Origin of the sequence: Rhodococcus sp. B50 (genome assembly GCF_013602415.1) — a bacterium.
Classification (GTDB): domain Bacteria; phylum Actinomycetota; class Actinomycetes; order Mycobacteriales; family Mycobacteriaceae; genus Rhodococcus.
Genome location: NZ_WPAG02000002.1, coordinates 4,613,552 through 4,630,174 on the forward strand (window position 1 = coordinate 4,613,552; position 16,623 = coordinate 4,630,174).

Sequence of the window (16,623 nt, forward strand, 5' to 3'; positions counted from 1 at the left end):
CGTCACCCCTTCCGGGGTGGCGGCCACGTTGCTTCGAGTGAACTTCGGGGAGGTTGTGGTCGATAATTTCGACGAGAGCGACCACAACCTCCCCCAATTCACCCCGCGCAGGCATTGACGCGCTCTCGCCCTGGGCGTTCACTGAAATGCACACGTGTGTCCCCATCGCGACGGCGTCCCGGGAGGTCGACCTATGCGCAGCACACGGAAGTCCGGCCGGCGGCACAGACGTGGAGGGCATCTGCATCGCAGAGGCGCCACGGTGGTGGCGCTCATGGGGCTCCTCACCCTGTGGGCGACTCCCACGACGTCGGCGGACCCCGGCACCGGCTTCTCGATTCCCTTCTCCGGCGCACCGGATTACGAGCATCTGGCGCCGACGCAGGTCACCGAGCCGTCCCAGTTGCACGCTCCGCTCGGTCAGCAGAGGGCCGACGACATCGCCCGGCAGATCGGGCTGAGCCCGGAAGATGCGTTGTCCGAGCAGCAGGCCCGCGACCTCACCAGCGGCGGAGGAGTGGGCGGTAGCCGCGAGGCGGCGGACATCATCAATGCCTGCGTGGACATCCTCACCAACACGACCGGTCGCCCGCTGTACTCCGACATCGTCGGAGAATCCGTTCCGTCGACCCTTGCCAGTTACGGCCTCTATGTCAATCCCGACGGACTGCTTCAGAGCCCGGCCAACGCGGATGCGCCGACGAGGCAGGTGAACACGCTCATCGCGCCCGGCGGTTACGTCGGCAACTGGTTGAGGGACAACGGTGCGACGCGAACTCTGATCGCGCTCTACCGTTCGGCGTACACCGTGCAAGCCGTCTACGGGTTTGCAGCGCAGCAGATTTCCGGATCCGCCCAGCTGGTGACGAACACGAAGGACGGCGTGGAGTCGGAAGTCGGCATGTCGATGGCGCCGCCGCTGTGGATCGTGAACTTCGCCCTGATCTACGTCGTGGACCCTGCCCTCGCAGCCGCGATGCCGGCCTACTGGGCTCCCATCCCGCCCGAGGTCGTCGAGGCCGTCAAGGCGAGCCCCACCGGTCAGGTGCCCTACGCCGATTACGCGTCCTACCTCGAGTGAACTTCGGGGAGGTTGTGGTCGAGAAATCCGACGAGAGCGACCACAACCTCCCCCTCGTTACGATGTGTCATGGCTGTTGTGGTGATGGGTGTGAGTGGATGTGGGAAAACGACATTCGCGCGGAAGCTTGCCGACGCGATCGGTGGCTCATTCATCGACGCGGACGATTACCACAGCGCGTCGTCGATCGAGAAGATGCGCGCCGGTCGGGCGCTCGACGACCGCGATCGTAAGCCCTGGCTGCGTGCCGTCGCAGTGGCTGCTGCCGAATGCGTCGAGACGCCGGTGATCGCGTGCTCGGCACTGAAGCGGTCGTATCGAGACATCCTGCGTGCCGGTATTCCGAGCGTCTTCCTGCATCTGGACGTGCCCATGGACGTCGTGCGGTCCAGGGTTCGCGAACGCGGCGACCACTTCTTCTCCGAAAAGCTGGTCGCCTCGCAGTTCGAGACGCTCGAGCCGCTGGAACCCGACGAGCACGGCGTCGTCCTCGACGGCACCCTGTCGCTCACCGAACTCCTCGACGCCGCGTGCTCGTACGTCGCGGGCCGATCGGATGGTCGCGGGTGATACGACGGAGACCCGACCGTGTGGCCGGGACTTTCGTCGCGGAGGGGTGTTCACCAACGCCGGATCACGCCGGGCAGCACAGAGACATCGACAACGCCACTCTGATCGACAGTGGCGCAGTGCCGCAGCGGATCATGCCTCGTGACGTGGAATATAGCCAGCGCCGTACAGCACGAAGTCGCAGAGCATTCGCTTGATGTCCGACTCGTCGGTGTCGCGTGGGAACAGGTTGTTCGCGCTGAGGGTCGCGCCCAGGATCAGGGCCAGCGCCATTCGAACCGAGCTGCGCACCTCCCCGGTCGCGTTGCTGCGGCCTATCTCGACGTACCGTTCGACTCCCCTCACCAAAGCATCCAGGCAGGCTTCGAAAACGGGTTCGTCGACCGACCCGGTGTTTTCGGCCGGAACCCTGGCGCTCAATGACACCAAGATCTGCCTGTTGGACATACACAGGTCGTAGAGGCCTGATACGAAGCGGAACGTGACATCGCGGGGGTCGTCCTCGGGGCGTGTCGCGATGCTCCTTGCGAACTCGTACATGAACCGAACGAGTGGACCCGCTGCTGTTGCCCGGAAGAGTTCGTCCTTCGACGTGAAGTGCCGGAAGATCATCGACTCGGTGACGCCTGCTCGCTCGGCGACCGAGCGGATGCTGGTGCCGTCGAGGCCGGTTCTCGCGAACTCTTCGTATGCAGCGCTGGTGATGAGTGCGCGTACCTCATTGCTCGATCGGCGTTTCCGTGCGGGGCTGGCGGTCACCGCCCCATGGTCTCACGACCCCAAATAGGGGAGTGACACTCCCTTGACATGAGATGCAGATTACAGTTGAATCATTCCGAGAGTTAAACCACAAATGACCGGCTCCTGTCCGACGCGCGGACCTCGTGCGCGGGCACGCGACGAGCGGGTTCTCGCACCCCGGCAAGAGGAGAATTTCATGGACACAACACAACCCGAGGGACGACTGTTCATCGATGGCGAGTTCCGCGAGGCAAAGTCCGGACGACGCTATCCCGTCATCAACCCTGCCGATGAGTCCGTGATCGCGCAGGCGGCGGACGCGGGTACGGAGGATGTAGACGACGCCGTCACTGCAGCGCGGAGGTTTGCCGACACATCCGGCTGGGGGACCGATCACGAGTTCCGGAAGCACTGCATGGTTCAGCTGCAGAACGGACTTCGCGCTCGTGCGAGCGAATTCGAAGAGTTGCTGATCGCAGAGGCGGGTGTCGTGCGGTCCAATCTGGCCACGCACGTGCGCTTCATGATCGAAGGGATGGACTTCTTCAACAACCTCATCACATCGTTCCCCTGGGAAGAGGATCTCGGCCCCTACGAGGTGCTGGGCACGCACAGCGAGCGGCAAGTTCGCTATGAGCCCTACGGCGTCGTCGGTGCGATCACGCCGTGGAATGCGCCGTTCATGACCGCCATATGGAAGGTGCACCATGGTCTCGCGACCGGCAACGCGGTGATCCTCAAGAGCGCCCCGGACACCCCCCTGACTGCAGCGCTCCTGGCCGAGGTCATCAGGGACTCCACCGACATCCCGGCAGGCGCGTTCCATGCGCTGAGTTCCGCGGACAAGGGGATCGTCGGTGACGCGATGACCGCCGACCAGCGAATCGATCTGTTCCACTTCACCGGCTCGCCGGGCGTGGGTCAGCGGATCGCCGAGCGCGCGGCCAACGGCATCCGGCACACGGTTCTCGAACTGGGAGGAAAGTCGGCCAACATCATCCTTCCGGACGCCGACTTGGACATGGCATGCGGCCTCGGGGTTGCGATGTGCATGGCCAACAGCGGTCAAGGTTGTGCACTCGCGACGCGCATGGTTGTCCACAGTGATGTCTACGACCAGGTTCTCAAACGCTTGGAAGCGTTTGTCGGAAACCTCCCCTGGGGCGATCCGAACGATCCTGCGAACGTGGTCGGCCCGATCATCCGGGAGGACCAGCTCGAGCGCATCGAAGGGTTGGTCGACCGTGCGCGCGCCGAAGGCGCTCGAGTCCTTGTCGGCGGTGAACGCGGCGACCGCAATGGTCGCGGCTTCTGGTATCGCCCGACAGTTCTGGTGGATGTCGACGAAAACTCGGAGATCGCACAGACGGAGGTGTTCGGCCCCGTGCTCTCCGTGATCCGATACGAGGGTGACGACGACGAAGCGGTCCGTGTAGCGAACAACTCGCGGTATGGGCTCTCGGCCTACGTGCAGTCTGCCGACGAGGATCGCGCGTGGGCGGTGGCTCGTAGGCTCAGGGCAGGAACCGTCAACATCAACAACTCCTTCTACCTCTCACCCGACGCCCCGTTCGGTGGGTACGGAATCAGCGGCGACGGTGTCGAACACGGCGTCGCCGGATTCCGGGAGTACCTGCGCATCAAGTCGATCGCCAGCCCCAGCCACTGAAAGGCCAGCGCATGCGTATGAAAGACAAAGTTGTTGCAATCACCGGGTCGGGATCCGGACTCGGACGTGAAGGAGCGCTGCTCTTCGCATCCGAAGGAGCGTCTGTCATCGTCAGCGACGTCGTACCCGGTCGCGCACAGGCGGTCGCACAGGAGATTCTCGACCAAGGTGGCGCCGCGTCGGCTGTCGATGCAGACGTCCGCGTCGAAGCGGACATGGATGCCTTGGTATCGATTGCCGTCGAGACCTTCGGACGCATCGATGTGATGTGGGCGAATGCCGGTATCCCCGAGCCCGGATTCGGGATGCAGCCGCTGGCCGAGTCCTCGCTGGCGGATTGGAACAACATATTCGCGGTGAACTCTACTGGCGTCTATCTCGCATGGAGGTCCGCTGCGCGATGGATGATCGCACACAGCCGACCCGGGACACTGCTCGCCACATCGTCCGCGGCTTCCTACAACGCCTACCCCGGATTTCCCATGTACACCGCATCGAAAGCGGCGGTGAACGGCCTGGTGCGCGCGGCGGCCCTGGAATTCGGCAAGTTCGGCATTCGCGCCAACGCCCTCTGCCCGACCCACGGCATGTCTGTGAACTTCGCGCTGCCGTCCGACGCCGAGGTACTGGGGAAGTCGTACGAAGAGATGCAACCGTGGGATCCCGACAACCGGGCGATGCCGCTGCGTCTCGACCAGCCGCCGCTGATCCGTGACAACGCAAATCTTGCACTCTTTCTTGCGTCCGACGAGTCGAGATACATGTCCGGTCAGTCGATTCAATCCGCAGACGGTGGCCAATTCGCCCGAACATCGATCATCTTTCCGACCGATCTGGGTCAGGACCAGGACATCACGTCGGGTTCCATCCCGGATGAACTGCGCGACCAGATCGACCGTTGAGTGGTCGACGAACACGGTCGGTTGAACCGGACCGTTCTTCGTCGACGCGCGTGCGCCGGGCCCCGGCATTCAACCCCCCCGGGGTCCGGCCGGTGCTCGCGCACAACAACGCTCGTTCAGGCCCGGCTATATCTGCCCCCTTGGAGGTGTGCACGCATGGACTCATCGGTTCGATTCGATCCGCGAATCTCAGGACTGTCCCAGCAGGTCAAGACCCTCGCCGAGCCACAGGCCGTCTACTCGGAGAAGGCGCGGAACGTTCGCGCCGAGCACATCGACGGTGCTCTGCATCTCTATCGGTACGAAGACATTCTCACCATGAACAGGCATCCTAGCGTGCTTGGAAACGGCGGCCGGGGAGGGAGTTTCGGTTACGAAGGCCGGCTCATCCCGCTGGAAATCGACGGTCCGGACCACATGAAGTGGCGCCGACTACTCGACCCGATGTTCGCGCCACGAGCGATGGCCCGCCTCGAGAACCAGATCCGGGGGCTCGCCCGCGGTCTCCTCGAAGCGATTCGGGACGGCGGGGGCGCGGAACTGTACGGCAGCTTCTGTGTTCCGCTGCCGTGCCAGAGTTTCCTTAGCCTGGTTGGGGCCCCGGTCGAGGACCTCGGTTTCTTCCTCGAGTTCAAGGATGGGGTGATCCATCCCAAGGGGGAGACCACCGAGGAGATCGACGCGAACATGGCGCTCGCAGGTGGGAAGCTCCTCGAATACTTCGACGGGTTCCTGAAGGAGAAGCGTAGGAACCTCGATGACAGCGCAGATGATGTCATCGCGAACCTGCTGCGATCGGAGGTCGATGGCCGGCCGATCGATGAGTTCGATCTGATCAACATCCTGTTCTTGTTGATGTTCGCCGGCCTCGACACAGTGACGGCCTCGATGTCATGCCTCGTCACATGGCTCGGCAAGAATCCGGATCGGCGTCGACAACTTGTCGACGATCCGGGAAAGCTGCGGAAAGCCATCGAAGAATTGATGCGATACGAATCCCCCGTCCCTTCCGGCATGCGGTATCCGGAAGTTGACATCGACCTCGGCGATGGATTGATCGTTCGTGCTGGAGAACAGGTGAACGCGTTCTGGGCTGCAGCGAACGTCGATCCGACATTCCACGTCGACCCGCTCAGCGTCGATTTCGACCGAAAGAAAAGCAGCCACATGACTTTTGCGAGCGGACTGCACCGATGCCTCGGCTCACACCTGGCACGGCTCGAAGTCCGAGTCGCCCTGGAAGAGATCTTCCGCCTCATCCCCGACTACGAGATCGACATCGACGCATTGGTATATGACAACGTCGCTGTTCGCACGGTCACCAATATCCCGATGACCATATGAGGTGACGGAGATGGAAACCCACGGAGAAAAGGCGATGACTGTGTACCTGGAGCGTGACAGATGCGTCGGGCATGCGCAGTGCTTCGCGGTCGACGAGCACCTGTTTCCCGTTGACGACAACGGATACTCGACAGTCGAGTCGTTCTATGTCCGAGCGGGAGACGAGGACTCGGCACGCCGCGGAGTGGACACTTGTCCCGAGCACGCACTGGTGATCGGTGAAGAGGTCGAACAGGCCGAGGGGCCGAACTGACGGAGATCGCATGGAATTGCACGCCGACGCCACCGCTCCGACCACCGGAAACTCACCCGCCAGATGAGCGAGACACGCGCTTCACCACCCCGCTGATACGGCTGCAGAAGCTTGACGAGACCAAGATCGTGGTGGCCACCCTCGCCGAAACCACACCGCGCGTCGAAGCCACCGGCCTGCAAGCCGACCTCGAACGCGTAGGCATCTGCCCGTAAGCGTGGGTGGTCGACAATTCCCTCGCCGGCGCGCACCCGACATCGTCGCTGCTGCAGCGACACGCCGCCGCCGAGGCCACCGAACTCGACACCATCATCGCCGAGCACTCCGACCGGTATGCGATCGTGCCGATGATGCCCACCGAACCGGTTGGGATCAACGCTTTGCGGGCACTCACCTGGAGAGTCGGGTGCGGGCATCGGCCGATCGGACGGGATGATGACGGTGACAGCGGAATTTCGTGGCGTGTGCGGAGCAGGTCATGCGCGGCGGTGACAAACGGGTGGACCGCGCGGCGATCATCGCCGAGTACGATCGCGTCGCCGTGGATCTGCGCCACCTCGTCGCTTCGGCGGACGAAGCGGCACTGCGACGGCCGTCGCACGGCACCCGGTGGACGAATGAGCAGCTGCTCTTCCATATGGTCTTCGGCTACATGGTGGTGCGTCGGCTCCTGGTGCTGGTGCGGCTGATCGGCCGGCTTCCCGACCGGATCGGAAGCGGATTCGCCGCGCTGCTCGACGCCGGGACTCCGATTTTCGATGCCGTGAACTATCTCGGCGCCGTCGGGGGTGCCCGGGTGTTTCACGGTGACGCGCTGGTGCGCCGCAGCGATCGGGTGATCGACGCGCTGCACCGCTCCCTGGAGCGGGAACCGCAGGGGAACTTCGGTCTGCGCATGCGGTATCCGACGAGCTGGGATCCGTTCTTCTCTCGATACATGGACCTCGAGGACATCTACCGGTATCCCACCCGGCACTACGACTTCCATCGCGACCAGCTCACTCTCGACGGAGGGTGACGCACTGGGTCGCCCCAGTCGATCTGCCCGTCGGCTCGTTCAACCGGCGACGACCCCGCCCCGGCAGCGAAATCCACGGATTTCGCGACTCGACTTCGGCCACACCGCGGAATTTGCCAACCGACAGGCTCAACGGGAGCGAAACTCGGCTCAACCTTGTGAGAACCGCGCCGCGGCCCGGTCGAGACCAACCGAAACCGGCCAACCAGACGCCGCAAACGGGGAAACCGGATTCGAATCAGGCCCTCGGACTCGATTGATGAACACAACGGGTCCTATCGGGTGAACACCCGATGGAGCCGATGACGGGAATCGAACCCGCGTATTCAGCTTGGGAAGCTGATGTTCTACCATTGAACTACATCGGCACGCTGGGCTTTTGCCGATTCTCACCGACTCCGACCCGAGCTTCGGAGCAAACTGTAGCAGACTCTCCCCGTCGATCGCGGGACACCTAGACCAGGGATCGTCCCGTCCGGATCCGCCGGCGCATGTCGGCCAGGAGCACGCGGTAGGGCAGTTCCCGCACCGCGACCGGCAGCCTCTTGTTCACCGCACCGAGGGCCCGCATGACGCGGTCGAAGCGGCGCTGGTCGCGCGGCGTCCACGGCAGGAGCATCTGCTCGCGGAACAGTGGCGGCAGAAAGCCGGCGGTGAAGAACAGATTGAGCTTGCCGAACAGGGCCGGGACGGGCTGGGGCAGGAACTCGATGCGTGCGATCGACAGCAGGTGCTCGCGGATCGTGTCGTCGATCTTCACTTTGTGGAGGTTGTCCTCCCAGTACTGCTCGAAGGCTGCGCGATCCTTCGGCCACATATGCTGCGGCACCTGCAGTGTCGTCCCGAAGGTGGCACCGTTCTGGTAGAAGTACTCGATCGCGTCGTCGGGGATCGGCCCGTACAGCGCGCGGTGCACGTCCTCGAATCCGCGGTAGATGCACGACGCGACCCACAGTTGGAGTTCCGGGTCCATCGCGTTGTACTCGACCGGACTCGACTCGGTGGAGCGCACCTGCGCGTGGGCCTTGTTCACGCCGCGACGGAACAATCGCTTCTCGTCGTCGGTGCCGCGGGCGGCGACGGCGAGGTAGGTGAGGGTGGTGCGGGTGCGCTTGATCGGGTGGTCGAACAGCCGGCCCGACTCCACGCGGGATTCGTAAACGCCGTAGCCGACGCCGGGCCACGACAACTGCATGATGATGTTCGCCGCTCCGGCGGCCAGGCCGAGGCCGTCCATCGTGTCGTCCAGGCCGGCGGGTTTGTCGACGGTCGTCGTCATCGAGATTTCCTCCATCGTTCGAAGTGACCACGACTGTACTCAGATACTGTCGGGCGGTAAAGACCGGACGGTGCGAGGAAGGGAGACCGGACGCTGCGAAGATAGGCGTATGGCAACTGGACGGCTCTACGGTGGACGCGCAGGCGAGGAACGACAGGCCGATCGGCGAGCGCAGCTGATCGAGGCGGGTCTCGACCTTCTCGGGGCTGCCGACGGCGAACCTACGCTGTCGGTGCGCGGTGTCTGCAAGCGTGCGGGTCTGGCGTCGCGCTACTTCTACGAGAGCTTCGCCGATCGCGACGAGCTCACCGGCGCCGTCTACGACCACGTCGTCCAGCGCATCGCCGAAAGCACCCTCGCCGCCGTGACCTCCGCCCCCGCCGGCGACGACCGGGCGATCGTGCGTGCCTGCGTCGAGAACATCGTCCGCGAGATCGACGAGGACCCGCGGCTCGGCCGCATGCTGTTCTCCGTCAGCCAGGCCAATCCGCAACTCGCGAAGCGGCGTCTCGACTCGACCCGCATGTTCGCCGGTCTGGTCACCGCCCAGGCGGAGAACATCTACGCCATCACGCCGAGCCCCCGGCTCGATCTGGCGGCGCACTACGTCGTCGGCGGGCTCGCCCAGGCACTGACGGCCTGGCTCGACGGCACCGTGCCCTTGAGCCACGACGACGTCGTCGAGGAATGCACCGAACTGCTGCTCACGATGTCCACCCAACTGCGGCGCGACTCGGCCACGTAGAACCCCGCGACCGGGCGATTGTTAACCTCTACTCGTGCTGCTCTCCGATCGCGATATCCGCGCTCAGATCGCCTCCGGGCATCTGGGCATCGACCCGTTCGATCCGGAGCTCGTGCAGCCGTCGAGTGTCGACGTCAGACTCGACAGCTTGTTCCGCGTTTTCAACAACACGCGCTACACCCACATCGACCCGGCCAAGCAGCAGGACGAACTGACGTCGCTGGTGCAGGTGCCCGAGGGTGAGTCGTTCGTGCTGCATCCGGGCGAGTTCGTGCTCGGGTCGACGATGGAGCGGTGCACCTTGCCGGCCGACCTCGCCGGTCGCCTCGAAGGCAAGTCGTCGCTGGGCCGGCTCGGCCTGCTCACGCACTCGACGGCCGGTTTCATCGACCCGGGCTTCGACGGGCACATCACCCTCGAGTTGTCCAACGTCGCGAACCTGCCGATCACGCTGTGGCCAGGTATGAAGATCGGTCAGCTGTGCCTGTTCCGGCTGACGAGCCCTGCCGAGCACCCCTACGGCAGCGCGAAGGTCGGGTCCAAGTACCAGGGTCAGCGCGGGCCCACGCCGTCGAAGGCGTATCTGAACTTCGTGCACAAGCACCCCGACGCGCGTCCCAGTTAGTTCTTCCCGTCCCGCCTGTCCGGGTCCACAATGATCCTCATCCGCACGGAGGAGGGGGACCGTGGCGCTGCACGCGAAGAACATCGCCGAAGTGATCCGGCTTCTCGACGGCATCGTCGCCGACACCGCCGCGCGCGGCGATCCGCGGGGATGCTTCGCGGCCGTCTATCGGCAGATGACCCTGGCCGTCCAGCAGGGAATGAAGGACGGTGTCTTCGCCGACAAGGACCGCATGGACCGCATCGACACCCTGTTCGCGAACCGGTACTTCGAGGCCTACGAAGCAGTCGCCCCGACGAGGGCGTGGCGGGTCGCGTTCGACGCCGCGGAACACGACCGGCTGATCGTGCTGCAGCACCTGCTGCTGGGCATCAACGCGCACATCAATCTCGATCTCGCCGTCGTCGTGGGTGAGAACCTGTCGGGCAGCCGGCTGGCCGATTTCCGCGCCGACTACGACGAAATCAACAACACGATCGCGGCGGTGATGCCGAAGGCGCGCGACACCATCGAGTCGTTCTCGCCCCTGATCAAGGTTCTCGAACCCATCGACGAGGTGAACCCGGTCCTCGATTTCACCTTCGACCGCGCGCGGGAGACCGCGTGGGTGTGGGCCGAGATGCTGTCGCAGATGGACCCGCGACTGCGTCCGGCCGCGATCGACGTCCTCGACCTGAACGTCGCCACCCTCGGCAGGGTCATCGCACGTCCCGACCCGCTGACGTCGATCCTCGTCGGCCTCGTGTACAACACCGAGAGCAAGGACATGCGCAGGATCATCTCCGCGCTGAACACGCTGTGACGCCGGAGACGGCGCCTCTCACGGCAGCGGCGGAAGAGTGACCGTGGGATCACCGAGCAGCACCATGCTCTGGCGATCGACCGCCGTGAGACGCAATCTGGTGAGGAGGGGGAGTACCGACATGTCTCCCTTCGCGAGTTGTTCCCGCTTCTGTGCCCAGTCGGTGTGCAACTGGCCGACGCCGGCCCGGTAGTCGCCGAAGGCATATCCGAGCGGTTGTCCGTGGTGGATGTTGGACGACAATGCCTGCACGATCGTCCCACCGAGCAACTGTCCGGTGTCGTCGGCACGGAGTGTCCAGTCGAAGGTGGGTTCGACGTGTCCGATCACGGCGCGGACGGGATCGTCGCGCGACAGGAGGCGCAGGGCTGCGGGCGCGACGACCGGCCCCAGTCCGGCGACGGTACGGACGACCGCGGCGGCAGATCCGTCGCCGAGCAGACCGTCGTACGAGCTGGATCCGGCACCACCCGCGGAGCAACACGCTTGCGCGAACCACACTGCACCGGAAGGCATCGCCGCGGCGAGGTCGTCGACAGGGGTCGCCGTGTGTGCGGTGTCGACCGGCGTACCGAGCGTTGCGCGCAGCAGTTCCGGGTTGCTCGTGGGTGTCGCTCCATGGCTGGAGGTGACCACCAGAGCAGGATTGCGCTCGAGCGACTCCAGCAGGTTGGTGGAGGTCGCGGCGTCGTCCGTGAGATGTCTTCTGCCGTCGAGGGTGCCGTCGAACGCCTTGTCCAGCGGTGCTGTGACGGCGGCGCGCATCAGGCGGGTGATGTCCGTGGGGCCGTGGTCGACGGTCCACAACAGGGGCGCGGTGACATCCACGGCGGAGCCGGACCAGTCCCGGAGGAGTGCGTCCACGTACCTGTCGAGACGTTCGTCGCTGAACGGCAATCGTCCTACCGCGTGCCGTATCGACAGCGAATACTGCACCGACCAGGGGATGACCTCCGGCCCTCCGGCGACCAGGACGTAGCGGGGGAGGAAATTCCCCTGCGCTGCACCGAACTTGGTCAGACCCACGAGAAGGTCCTGGGGGTGACCGTCCGGCGTGTACCGACGCAAGTACCTGTCCTCGAGTTCGGGACTCCACCGCAGCAGTACGGTTCCCGGGCGTTCCTTCAGGATCCGCAGTACCCCGGAGGGCGCATCCTCACCTGTGGCCTTCGCGGTGCCGGACACGGCCGGATCGTCGAGCAGGAGAACGCCGTAGCCGACTGCGTGATGACGCCAGTTGCTCGGGTCCGCGGGTGCGTCGAACGCGAGGGGTTTCTGACTGTGCGGCAGTCCTCGGCGGGCGCCCCAGTTCACAGCCGTGTCGGCGAGCGGACCGGTCGCTGCGATGCTGCCGGTCCATGCGTCCATGGACACCTCGGCGGGAAGCGTCATTGCAGGGCCTCGAGTGTGCGTTCGAGCCGTCGTACGGTGGAGTTGACCTTGTCGAGCAGTTCTTCCGGTGCGTCGGACGCTTCCATCAAGTTGCGGAACTCCCGCCAGGTCGTCAATTCCTCCTTGGCCGTTACCAACTCGCCGATACGGGCTTCCGATGCCGCGGGTTCGGCGTGGTAGATCCGGAGTTGTTCCGCTTGGGCGTAGAGCACCGGATCCGACCACGTGCCCATCCCCTCGGGATCGGCACCGCTCAATACGCGACGCGGCACCGTGAGGGCAGTGACCCAGTCGATCGTGTGGACGCGGCCGTTCCCGCTGGAATTCAACGAATCGCGTATCACTCTCAACAGTTCGGGGTACAGCGCCGAGCAGAAGCTGTCGGCCTCGGAGATGTCGAGCAGGCGCCGCATTCCGATCACTGCCGGGATGTTGCGAGCGGTGAGATCCTGTGCGAGAGCGGGTCCTTCACCGACACCGGCACTCTCGCAGGCGACCAGCACGATCAACCAGGGGTTGCATGCCGCGAGCTCACGTACGAGATCCGAGGCGGTCAACGAGACGAGTCCCGTCTCTTCACCTCCCAGGAAATCCGCCGGTGTGGCGAGCAGCAGACTGTGCACACCGCCGACAGCCTTGCCGTGACACAGCACGTGAACGATATCGGGTCTGTGGGCGGCTATCTGCCGGGCGACGGTGGTGCCGGCGGTGGTCATCTCTTCGCACGTGAAGGCCGGTTCGTGTACGTGCTCGGCCGCGTCGAGAACCGAGGGATCACCGGTGATCACGTGAACCGACAACCCGACGTTCCTTGCATCCGGACTCCGGAGCGCCTTCACGAGACTGTCGAGTTGTGGGACGCCGGAACGCCCGGCGGCCGAGAGCAGCGCGACCACCCGTAACGACGACGTGAAGGTGCGGTCGGAAAGGTTGATCCAGCGGTTGACGATTCGGCCCACGGGCCAGCGGTGGTCGAGTGCACAGAAACCGTGGGCAGCCGAGTACAACTCCTCCCACGGTAGTGCGTCGATCTCGGGGGTGCGTACACGTAGATAGAGGGGTCGGGGCGGCCCCTCCGCCGGCTGCGCGAGCGCCATCCGGAGCGCTTCGGCCACCGGCCGGTGCGATTCGAGCAGGGTCATCAGGGTCGCGCCGCGTTCTCTCGGGTTGTTGCTCAGCAGTCCGGGGAGTTCGACGGGATCGCATCTCCCGTCGTCGGGCACGTCGTTCGGCGACTGTTCCAACGTGACCACTGCGCCGTTCCCGACTTGCGACAGGCCCACGACGGTGCGCATCACTGCCTCCTCGAATACCGGGCGGTCAACTCTTCGATCTCGGACAGCGCTCTTTCGATTCCCTCTGCTCGGGCACGGTCGCGTGGGTTCGGCACGGCAAGGGATCTCGTGTTCACCGCTGCACGATTCCTCTCGACGAAGCGCAGTGCGGACGCCACCCACGCCGGTGCGGTGTCCTCCCGGTCGTACCGGCCCTGCACCTCGCGCGCTGCCGGGCTCGGAGACGAGATCGGCGTGCGGCCGGGACCCACCGTCGCGACATCGTCGGCGAGTGCCTGGGGGACGACGGGCCACGACAGTGGTTCGTGGTCCACGACCGTCTCCGGTGGGATGTAGCCGAACAGGGACCTGCTCGCGAACGGATTCCGGTGATCCCGTTCGTAACGGAGCGTTCGGGCGTCGGCGATGAAGGCGTGCGCGGCGACCAGTTCGGCGGCGTCGCGATCCCCCGTGAGCGAGCAGTACAGGGTCGGACCCGGGCGGGTGCGTCCGATGGTGTCGGCGAGCATGCGTACCGCGGCGTCGGAGTGCCTCGTCGGCGGGGAGCCGAGCGAGACGAGCGTCGCTCCCGTCATGTCGGCCAGCCGGATCACCTCCTCGGCGGGAGCGAACCTCCTGTCCGTGAATCCGGTTGCTGTGGGCCGAGGTCGGTAGGTGAGCATCGGGATCTCACCGTGGAAGGCGCCTTCGCCGACGATGTGGACCGCACGTACGGCCCGCCCGTGCAGGCCGTCGAGGGTCCAGTTGGTCCACACCAGATTGCGGTCGTCGATGGCGTCGACGGTGTCCTTCCCGTCGCCACCTCTCGCGGCGCTGCGCGCCTTCTTCCGACGCAGCCGCCGTTCGTGGGCCTCCAGATCGTGGGTCGGCATGTGCAAGCGGATGTTCGGGGCGGAAGCGAATCCGGGATCAGCGGCGAGGAGTTCGTATGTGCCGATGTCCACGAAGATGTCCACCTCGAACGGAGTGGACATCTGAACATCCATCTGGTGCAGAATGTCTCGAATGTGCCGAGCGCCCCAGCGTTGACCCGCAGGCGTATCGAGCAGGATCGCGATCGACCACCTGCGTCCGAGTTCGACGGCCACCGGAAGGCTGTTGGGGACACGGAGAACCGGCAGATGGATGCGGCTGCCGAGTTCCTCCCAGGGGACGACGCCGAGAAAGCCGTAGGGCGGACTCAGGCGCAACCACAGCGACGGCTCCATCCGCAATTCGTCGGTCAGCGTCGATTCGACCGCGCGGCGGAGCCCCGCCGCAACCCGGAGGCGTCGCGGTGGAACGCTGCCCATCCGGAGGCCGAAATCCTCGAGGGGATCCCGCCGGTCCCAGAACTGTCGCTCGTCTCCGTCCGGGAAGGCCGTCAAGGTGCTGCGGACGGCCGGGGTACGACCGGACAGATCCAACCGGACTCGCAGCACCGCGAGCTTCCATCGTTTGGTGAGCCGGACCGCCATCACCGGTCACCCCCTGTCGGGGCCAGGAGGTTGTGGAGAGCCCAGTAGGTGACCGGGTTACTGACGTCGCTGTGGCCGTTGATCGCCGGACGGTGTCCGATGGGGACGCTGCCGTCGACCGCGATCACCTCGGCAGGGCCGGCGAGATCGTAGCGACCGGCGCCGGCAGCGAGTGCCGGAGTCGTGACGCAGCGTCCGTCGAGTCCCTCGGGTCCGTAACCGCCCAGCGCGCCGTACAACCAGGCATCACCGAGGGCTGCGACCCGCGGTTCACCGAGCGAACTGCCCCGAACCGCGAGGTGGAAGAACGTGTGCAGGGGTTGGTCGAACGACGAGAACGTCGTGAGAATCGGGTACTCGACTCGGGCCGTCACCGGGCGATAGCCACCTTCGACGCCCGTGACCGCTACTTTCGACGCGAAACACCACCGGTTGACGGCGGGCTGGAGCAGCAGCATCGACCGGGCCGGCCGCGGCGGTTCGGCGCTCGCGACCGCCGACAGCACGACACGAGCACCGAACGAATGTCCGACGAGATGCAGTCGAGTGGTCGAGTTCCCGGCGAGCACCGCGCGGATCAGGGGCCCGACGCCTTCGGCGCCTACCACCCCGGCGCGAGCCTTCATCTTCCATACGGTGGCCGTACGCAGCAGGTTCCGCGGGTCGAGGTCGCTCGCACCCGCTGCCCGGGGCGACGTGCCGCCGGTGGCGGCGCCCCCGACCGTGCCGATGTCGTCTTCGTCGACGGGCCCCGTCCACGGTGCGGTGGCGGAATCCAGCGACCGCCACACCTCGAGGAGCGACTCCACGTCGGGCGGCTCCGAGCCCGTATCCGGGTCTGCCTCCCGCGCGAGTTCGGCACTCACGATCTCCACAGCCCGTCGGGCATCCCGATCGGCCAGCCCCGTCTGTCCGTCCACGAGTTCGACCAGAGTGGCCACGTCGGAGGAGTCGAGAGAATCGGTGACGAAGGACAACATCTCCTCCTGCCGGCGAGCCGATTCGTCGGACCCGGACGCCGCAATGTCCGGTCCGGATTCCCACGGCATCACGAAGCTCGTCGACGGCCAGATGATCCCGAGAAGCACGGGTCGATAGTTCGGTGGCAGAGGCAGGCCGAGGTCCCTCCGCTGAGCGATGAAACCTCCGATGAAGTCCCTGTATGCGCCGAGGGCTCGGGCGTAGATGTTGTTCCAGCCGTGCGAGAAGCAGATGACATCCGTGGCTTCCCGGGCCGCTGCGAGGAACATCTCCGCCGTTCGCGGACTGATGAGTCTGCCGTTCTTGTCGAACCTCAGCAGGTACAGATCAGCGGTGAGGTCTGCTGTGATGTCGAAACTGTCGACCGGACCGATCATGGTCGTCCCTCCGTCCGGCATGGATACGGTGGTGTGGGTAGCGCCTGGACAGACCAGCGGGTCTTGTCATCTCAGTGTGCTCCTGGATTCAT

General features: G+C 65.1%; 16 protein-coding genes, 1 tRNA gene and 1 pseudogene. 10 read left to right on the forward strand and 8 right to left on the reverse strand.

The features are described 5' to 3' along the window. The first annotated feature begins 193 nt into the window (after nucleotides 1-193). Nucleotides 194-1,081: a hypothetical protein gene (locus GON09_RS21715; RefSeq protein ID WP_213933677.1), complete on the forward strand. Its 888-nt coding sequence runs from the start codon at nucleotides 194-196 to the stop codon at nucleotides 1,079-1,081. Nucleotides 1,082-1,150: 69 nt separating this feature from the next. Further along, nucleotides 1,151-1,651 carry a gluconokinase gene (locus tag GON09_RS21720; protein WP_244865594.1) on the forward strand — a complete coding sequence of 167 codons (501 nt, stop codon included), beginning with the start codon at nucleotides 1,151-1,153 and terminating at the stop codon, nucleotides 1,649-1,651. 132 nt (nucleotides 1,652-1,783) lie between these two features. Here the strand turns inward: GON09_RS21720 and GON09_RS21725 are convergent, their stop codons facing one another. Further along, nucleotides 1,784-2,191, reverse strand: a complete 408-nt coding sequence (locus GON09_RS21725; protein ID WP_244865595.1) for a hypothetical protein — start codon at nucleotides 2,189-2,191, stop codon at nucleotides 1,784-1,786. A 39-nt stretch (nucleotides 2,192-2,230) separates the two neighbouring features. After that, a pseudogene (locus GON09_RS29000) lies at nucleotides 2,231-2,410 on the reverse strand (helix-turn-helix domain-containing protein); the annotation flags it as partial. 178 nt (nucleotides 2,411-2,588) lie between these two features. On the opposite strand from GON09_RS29000, the gene GON09_RS21730 reads away from it, so the two are divergent. The 5 genes from GON09_RS21730 to GON09_RS21750 all read left to right on the forward strand — a co-directional run bounded on the left by GON09_RS21730 (nucleotide 2,589) and on the right by GON09_RS21750 (nucleotide 7,578). Then, nucleotides 2,589-4,061, forward strand: a complete 1,473-nt coding sequence (locus tag GON09_RS21730; protein ID WP_213933679.1) for an aldehyde dehydrogenase family protein — start codon at nucleotides 2,589-2,591, stop codon at nucleotides 4,059-4,061. 11 nt (nucleotides 4,062-4,072) lie between these two features. Further along, nucleotides 4,073-4,963, forward strand: a complete 891-nt coding sequence (locus GON09_RS21735) for an SDR family NAD(P)-dependent oxidoreductase (protein ID WP_213933680.1) — start codon at nucleotides 4,073-4,075, stop codon at nucleotides 4,961-4,963. Then, nucleotides 4,964-6,307: a cytochrome P450 gene (locus tag GON09_RS21740; protein ID WP_307854444.1), complete on the forward strand. Its 1,344-nt coding sequence runs from the start codon at nucleotides 4,964-4,966 to the stop codon at nucleotides 6,305-6,307. It begins immediately after the preceding gene. 34 nt (nucleotides 6,308-6,341) lie between these two features. Continuing rightward, entirely contained in the window at nucleotides 6,342-6,560 is a 219-nt protein-coding gene (locus GON09_RS21745; RefSeq protein WP_213933681.1) for a ferredoxin, read from the forward strand. A gap of 478 nt (nucleotides 6,561-7,038) precedes the next feature. Further along, nucleotides 7,039-7,578: a DinB family protein gene (locus tag GON09_RS21750; RefSeq protein WP_213933682.1), complete on the forward strand. Its 540-nt coding sequence runs from the start codon at nucleotides 7,039-7,041 to the stop codon at nucleotides 7,576-7,578. Nucleotides 7,579-7,872: 294 nt separating this feature from the next. On the opposite strand, the gene GON09_RS21755 is transcribed toward GON09_RS21750, so the two are convergent. Both GON09_RS21755 and GON09_RS21760 read right to left on the reverse strand, forming a co-directional pair. Next, nucleotides 7,873-7,946, reverse strand: a tRNA-Gly gene (locus GON09_RS21755). 86 nt (nucleotides 7,947-8,032) lie between these two features. After that, nucleotides 8,033-8,857: an oxygenase MpaB family protein gene (locus GON09_RS21760; protein WP_213933683.1), complete on the reverse strand. Its 825-nt coding sequence runs from the start codon at nucleotides 8,855-8,857 to the stop codon at nucleotides 8,033-8,035. Between the two features lie 109 nt (nucleotides 8,858-8,966). Here GON09_RS21760 and GON09_RS21765 point away from each other — a divergent pair, with 109 nt between their 5' ends. The 3 genes from GON09_RS21765 (at nucleotide 8,967) to GON09_RS21775 (ending at nucleotide 11,029) form a co-directional block, all read left to right on the forward strand. Then, nucleotides 8,967-9,602, forward strand: a complete 636-nt coding sequence (locus GON09_RS21765; RefSeq protein ID WP_213933684.1) for a TetR/AcrR family transcriptional regulator — start codon at nucleotides 8,967-8,969, stop codon at nucleotides 9,600-9,602. Between the two features lie 34 nt (nucleotides 9,603-9,636). Beyond that, nucleotides 9,637-10,227 carry a dCTP deaminase gene (gene dcd, locus GON09_RS21770; protein ID WP_213933685.1) on the forward strand — a complete coding sequence of 197 codons (591 nt, stop codon included), beginning with the start codon at nucleotides 9,637-9,639 and terminating at the stop codon, nucleotides 10,225-10,227. A gap of 61 nt (nucleotides 10,228-10,288) precedes the next feature. Further along, nucleotides 10,289-11,029 carry a DUF5995 family protein gene (locus GON09_RS21775; protein WP_213933686.1) on the forward strand — a complete coding sequence of 247 codons (741 nt, stop codon included), beginning with the start codon at nucleotides 10,289-10,291 and terminating at the stop codon, nucleotides 11,027-11,029. An 18-nt stretch (nucleotides 11,030-11,047) separates the two neighbouring features. On the opposite strand, the gene GON09_RS21780 is transcribed toward GON09_RS21775, so the two are convergent. Genes GON09_RS21780 through GON09_RS21795 form a run of 4 tightly spaced genes read right to left on the reverse strand, consistent with a single transcriptional unit; the run spans nucleotide 11,048 to nucleotide 16,531 of the window. Next, nucleotides 11,048-12,421, reverse strand: coding sequence for a hypothetical protein (locus GON09_RS21780; RefSeq protein ID WP_213933687.1), 1,374 nt, complete (start codon nucleotides 12,419-12,421; stop codon nucleotides 11,048-11,050). Beyond that, on the reverse strand, nucleotides 12,418-13,716 hold the full coding sequence (locus tag GON09_RS21785; RefSeq protein WP_213933688.1) for a CHAT domain-containing protein: 1,299 nt from the start codon (nucleotides 13,714-13,716) through the stop codon (nucleotides 12,418-12,420). Before GON09_RS21785 ends, GON09_RS21780 begins: the two co-directional genes overlap by 4 nt. Then, the gene (locus GON09_RS21790; protein ID WP_213933689.1) at nucleotides 13,716-15,173 is read right to left on the reverse strand and encodes a hypothetical protein; all 1,458 of its coding nucleotides are present in this window, start codon (nucleotides 15,171-15,173) and stop codon (nucleotides 13,716-13,718) included. Before GON09_RS21790 ends, GON09_RS21785 begins: the two co-directional genes overlap by 1 nt. After that, the gene (locus GON09_RS21795; RefSeq protein ID WP_213933690.1) at nucleotides 15,173-16,531 is read right to left on the reverse strand and encodes a hypothetical protein; all 1,359 of its coding nucleotides are present in this window, start codon (nucleotides 16,529-16,531) and stop codon (nucleotides 15,173-15,175) included. The genes GON09_RS21790 and GON09_RS21795 overlap by 1 nt, the downstream gene beginning before the upstream one ends. Nucleotides 16,532-16,623 lie beyond the last annotated feature (92 nt).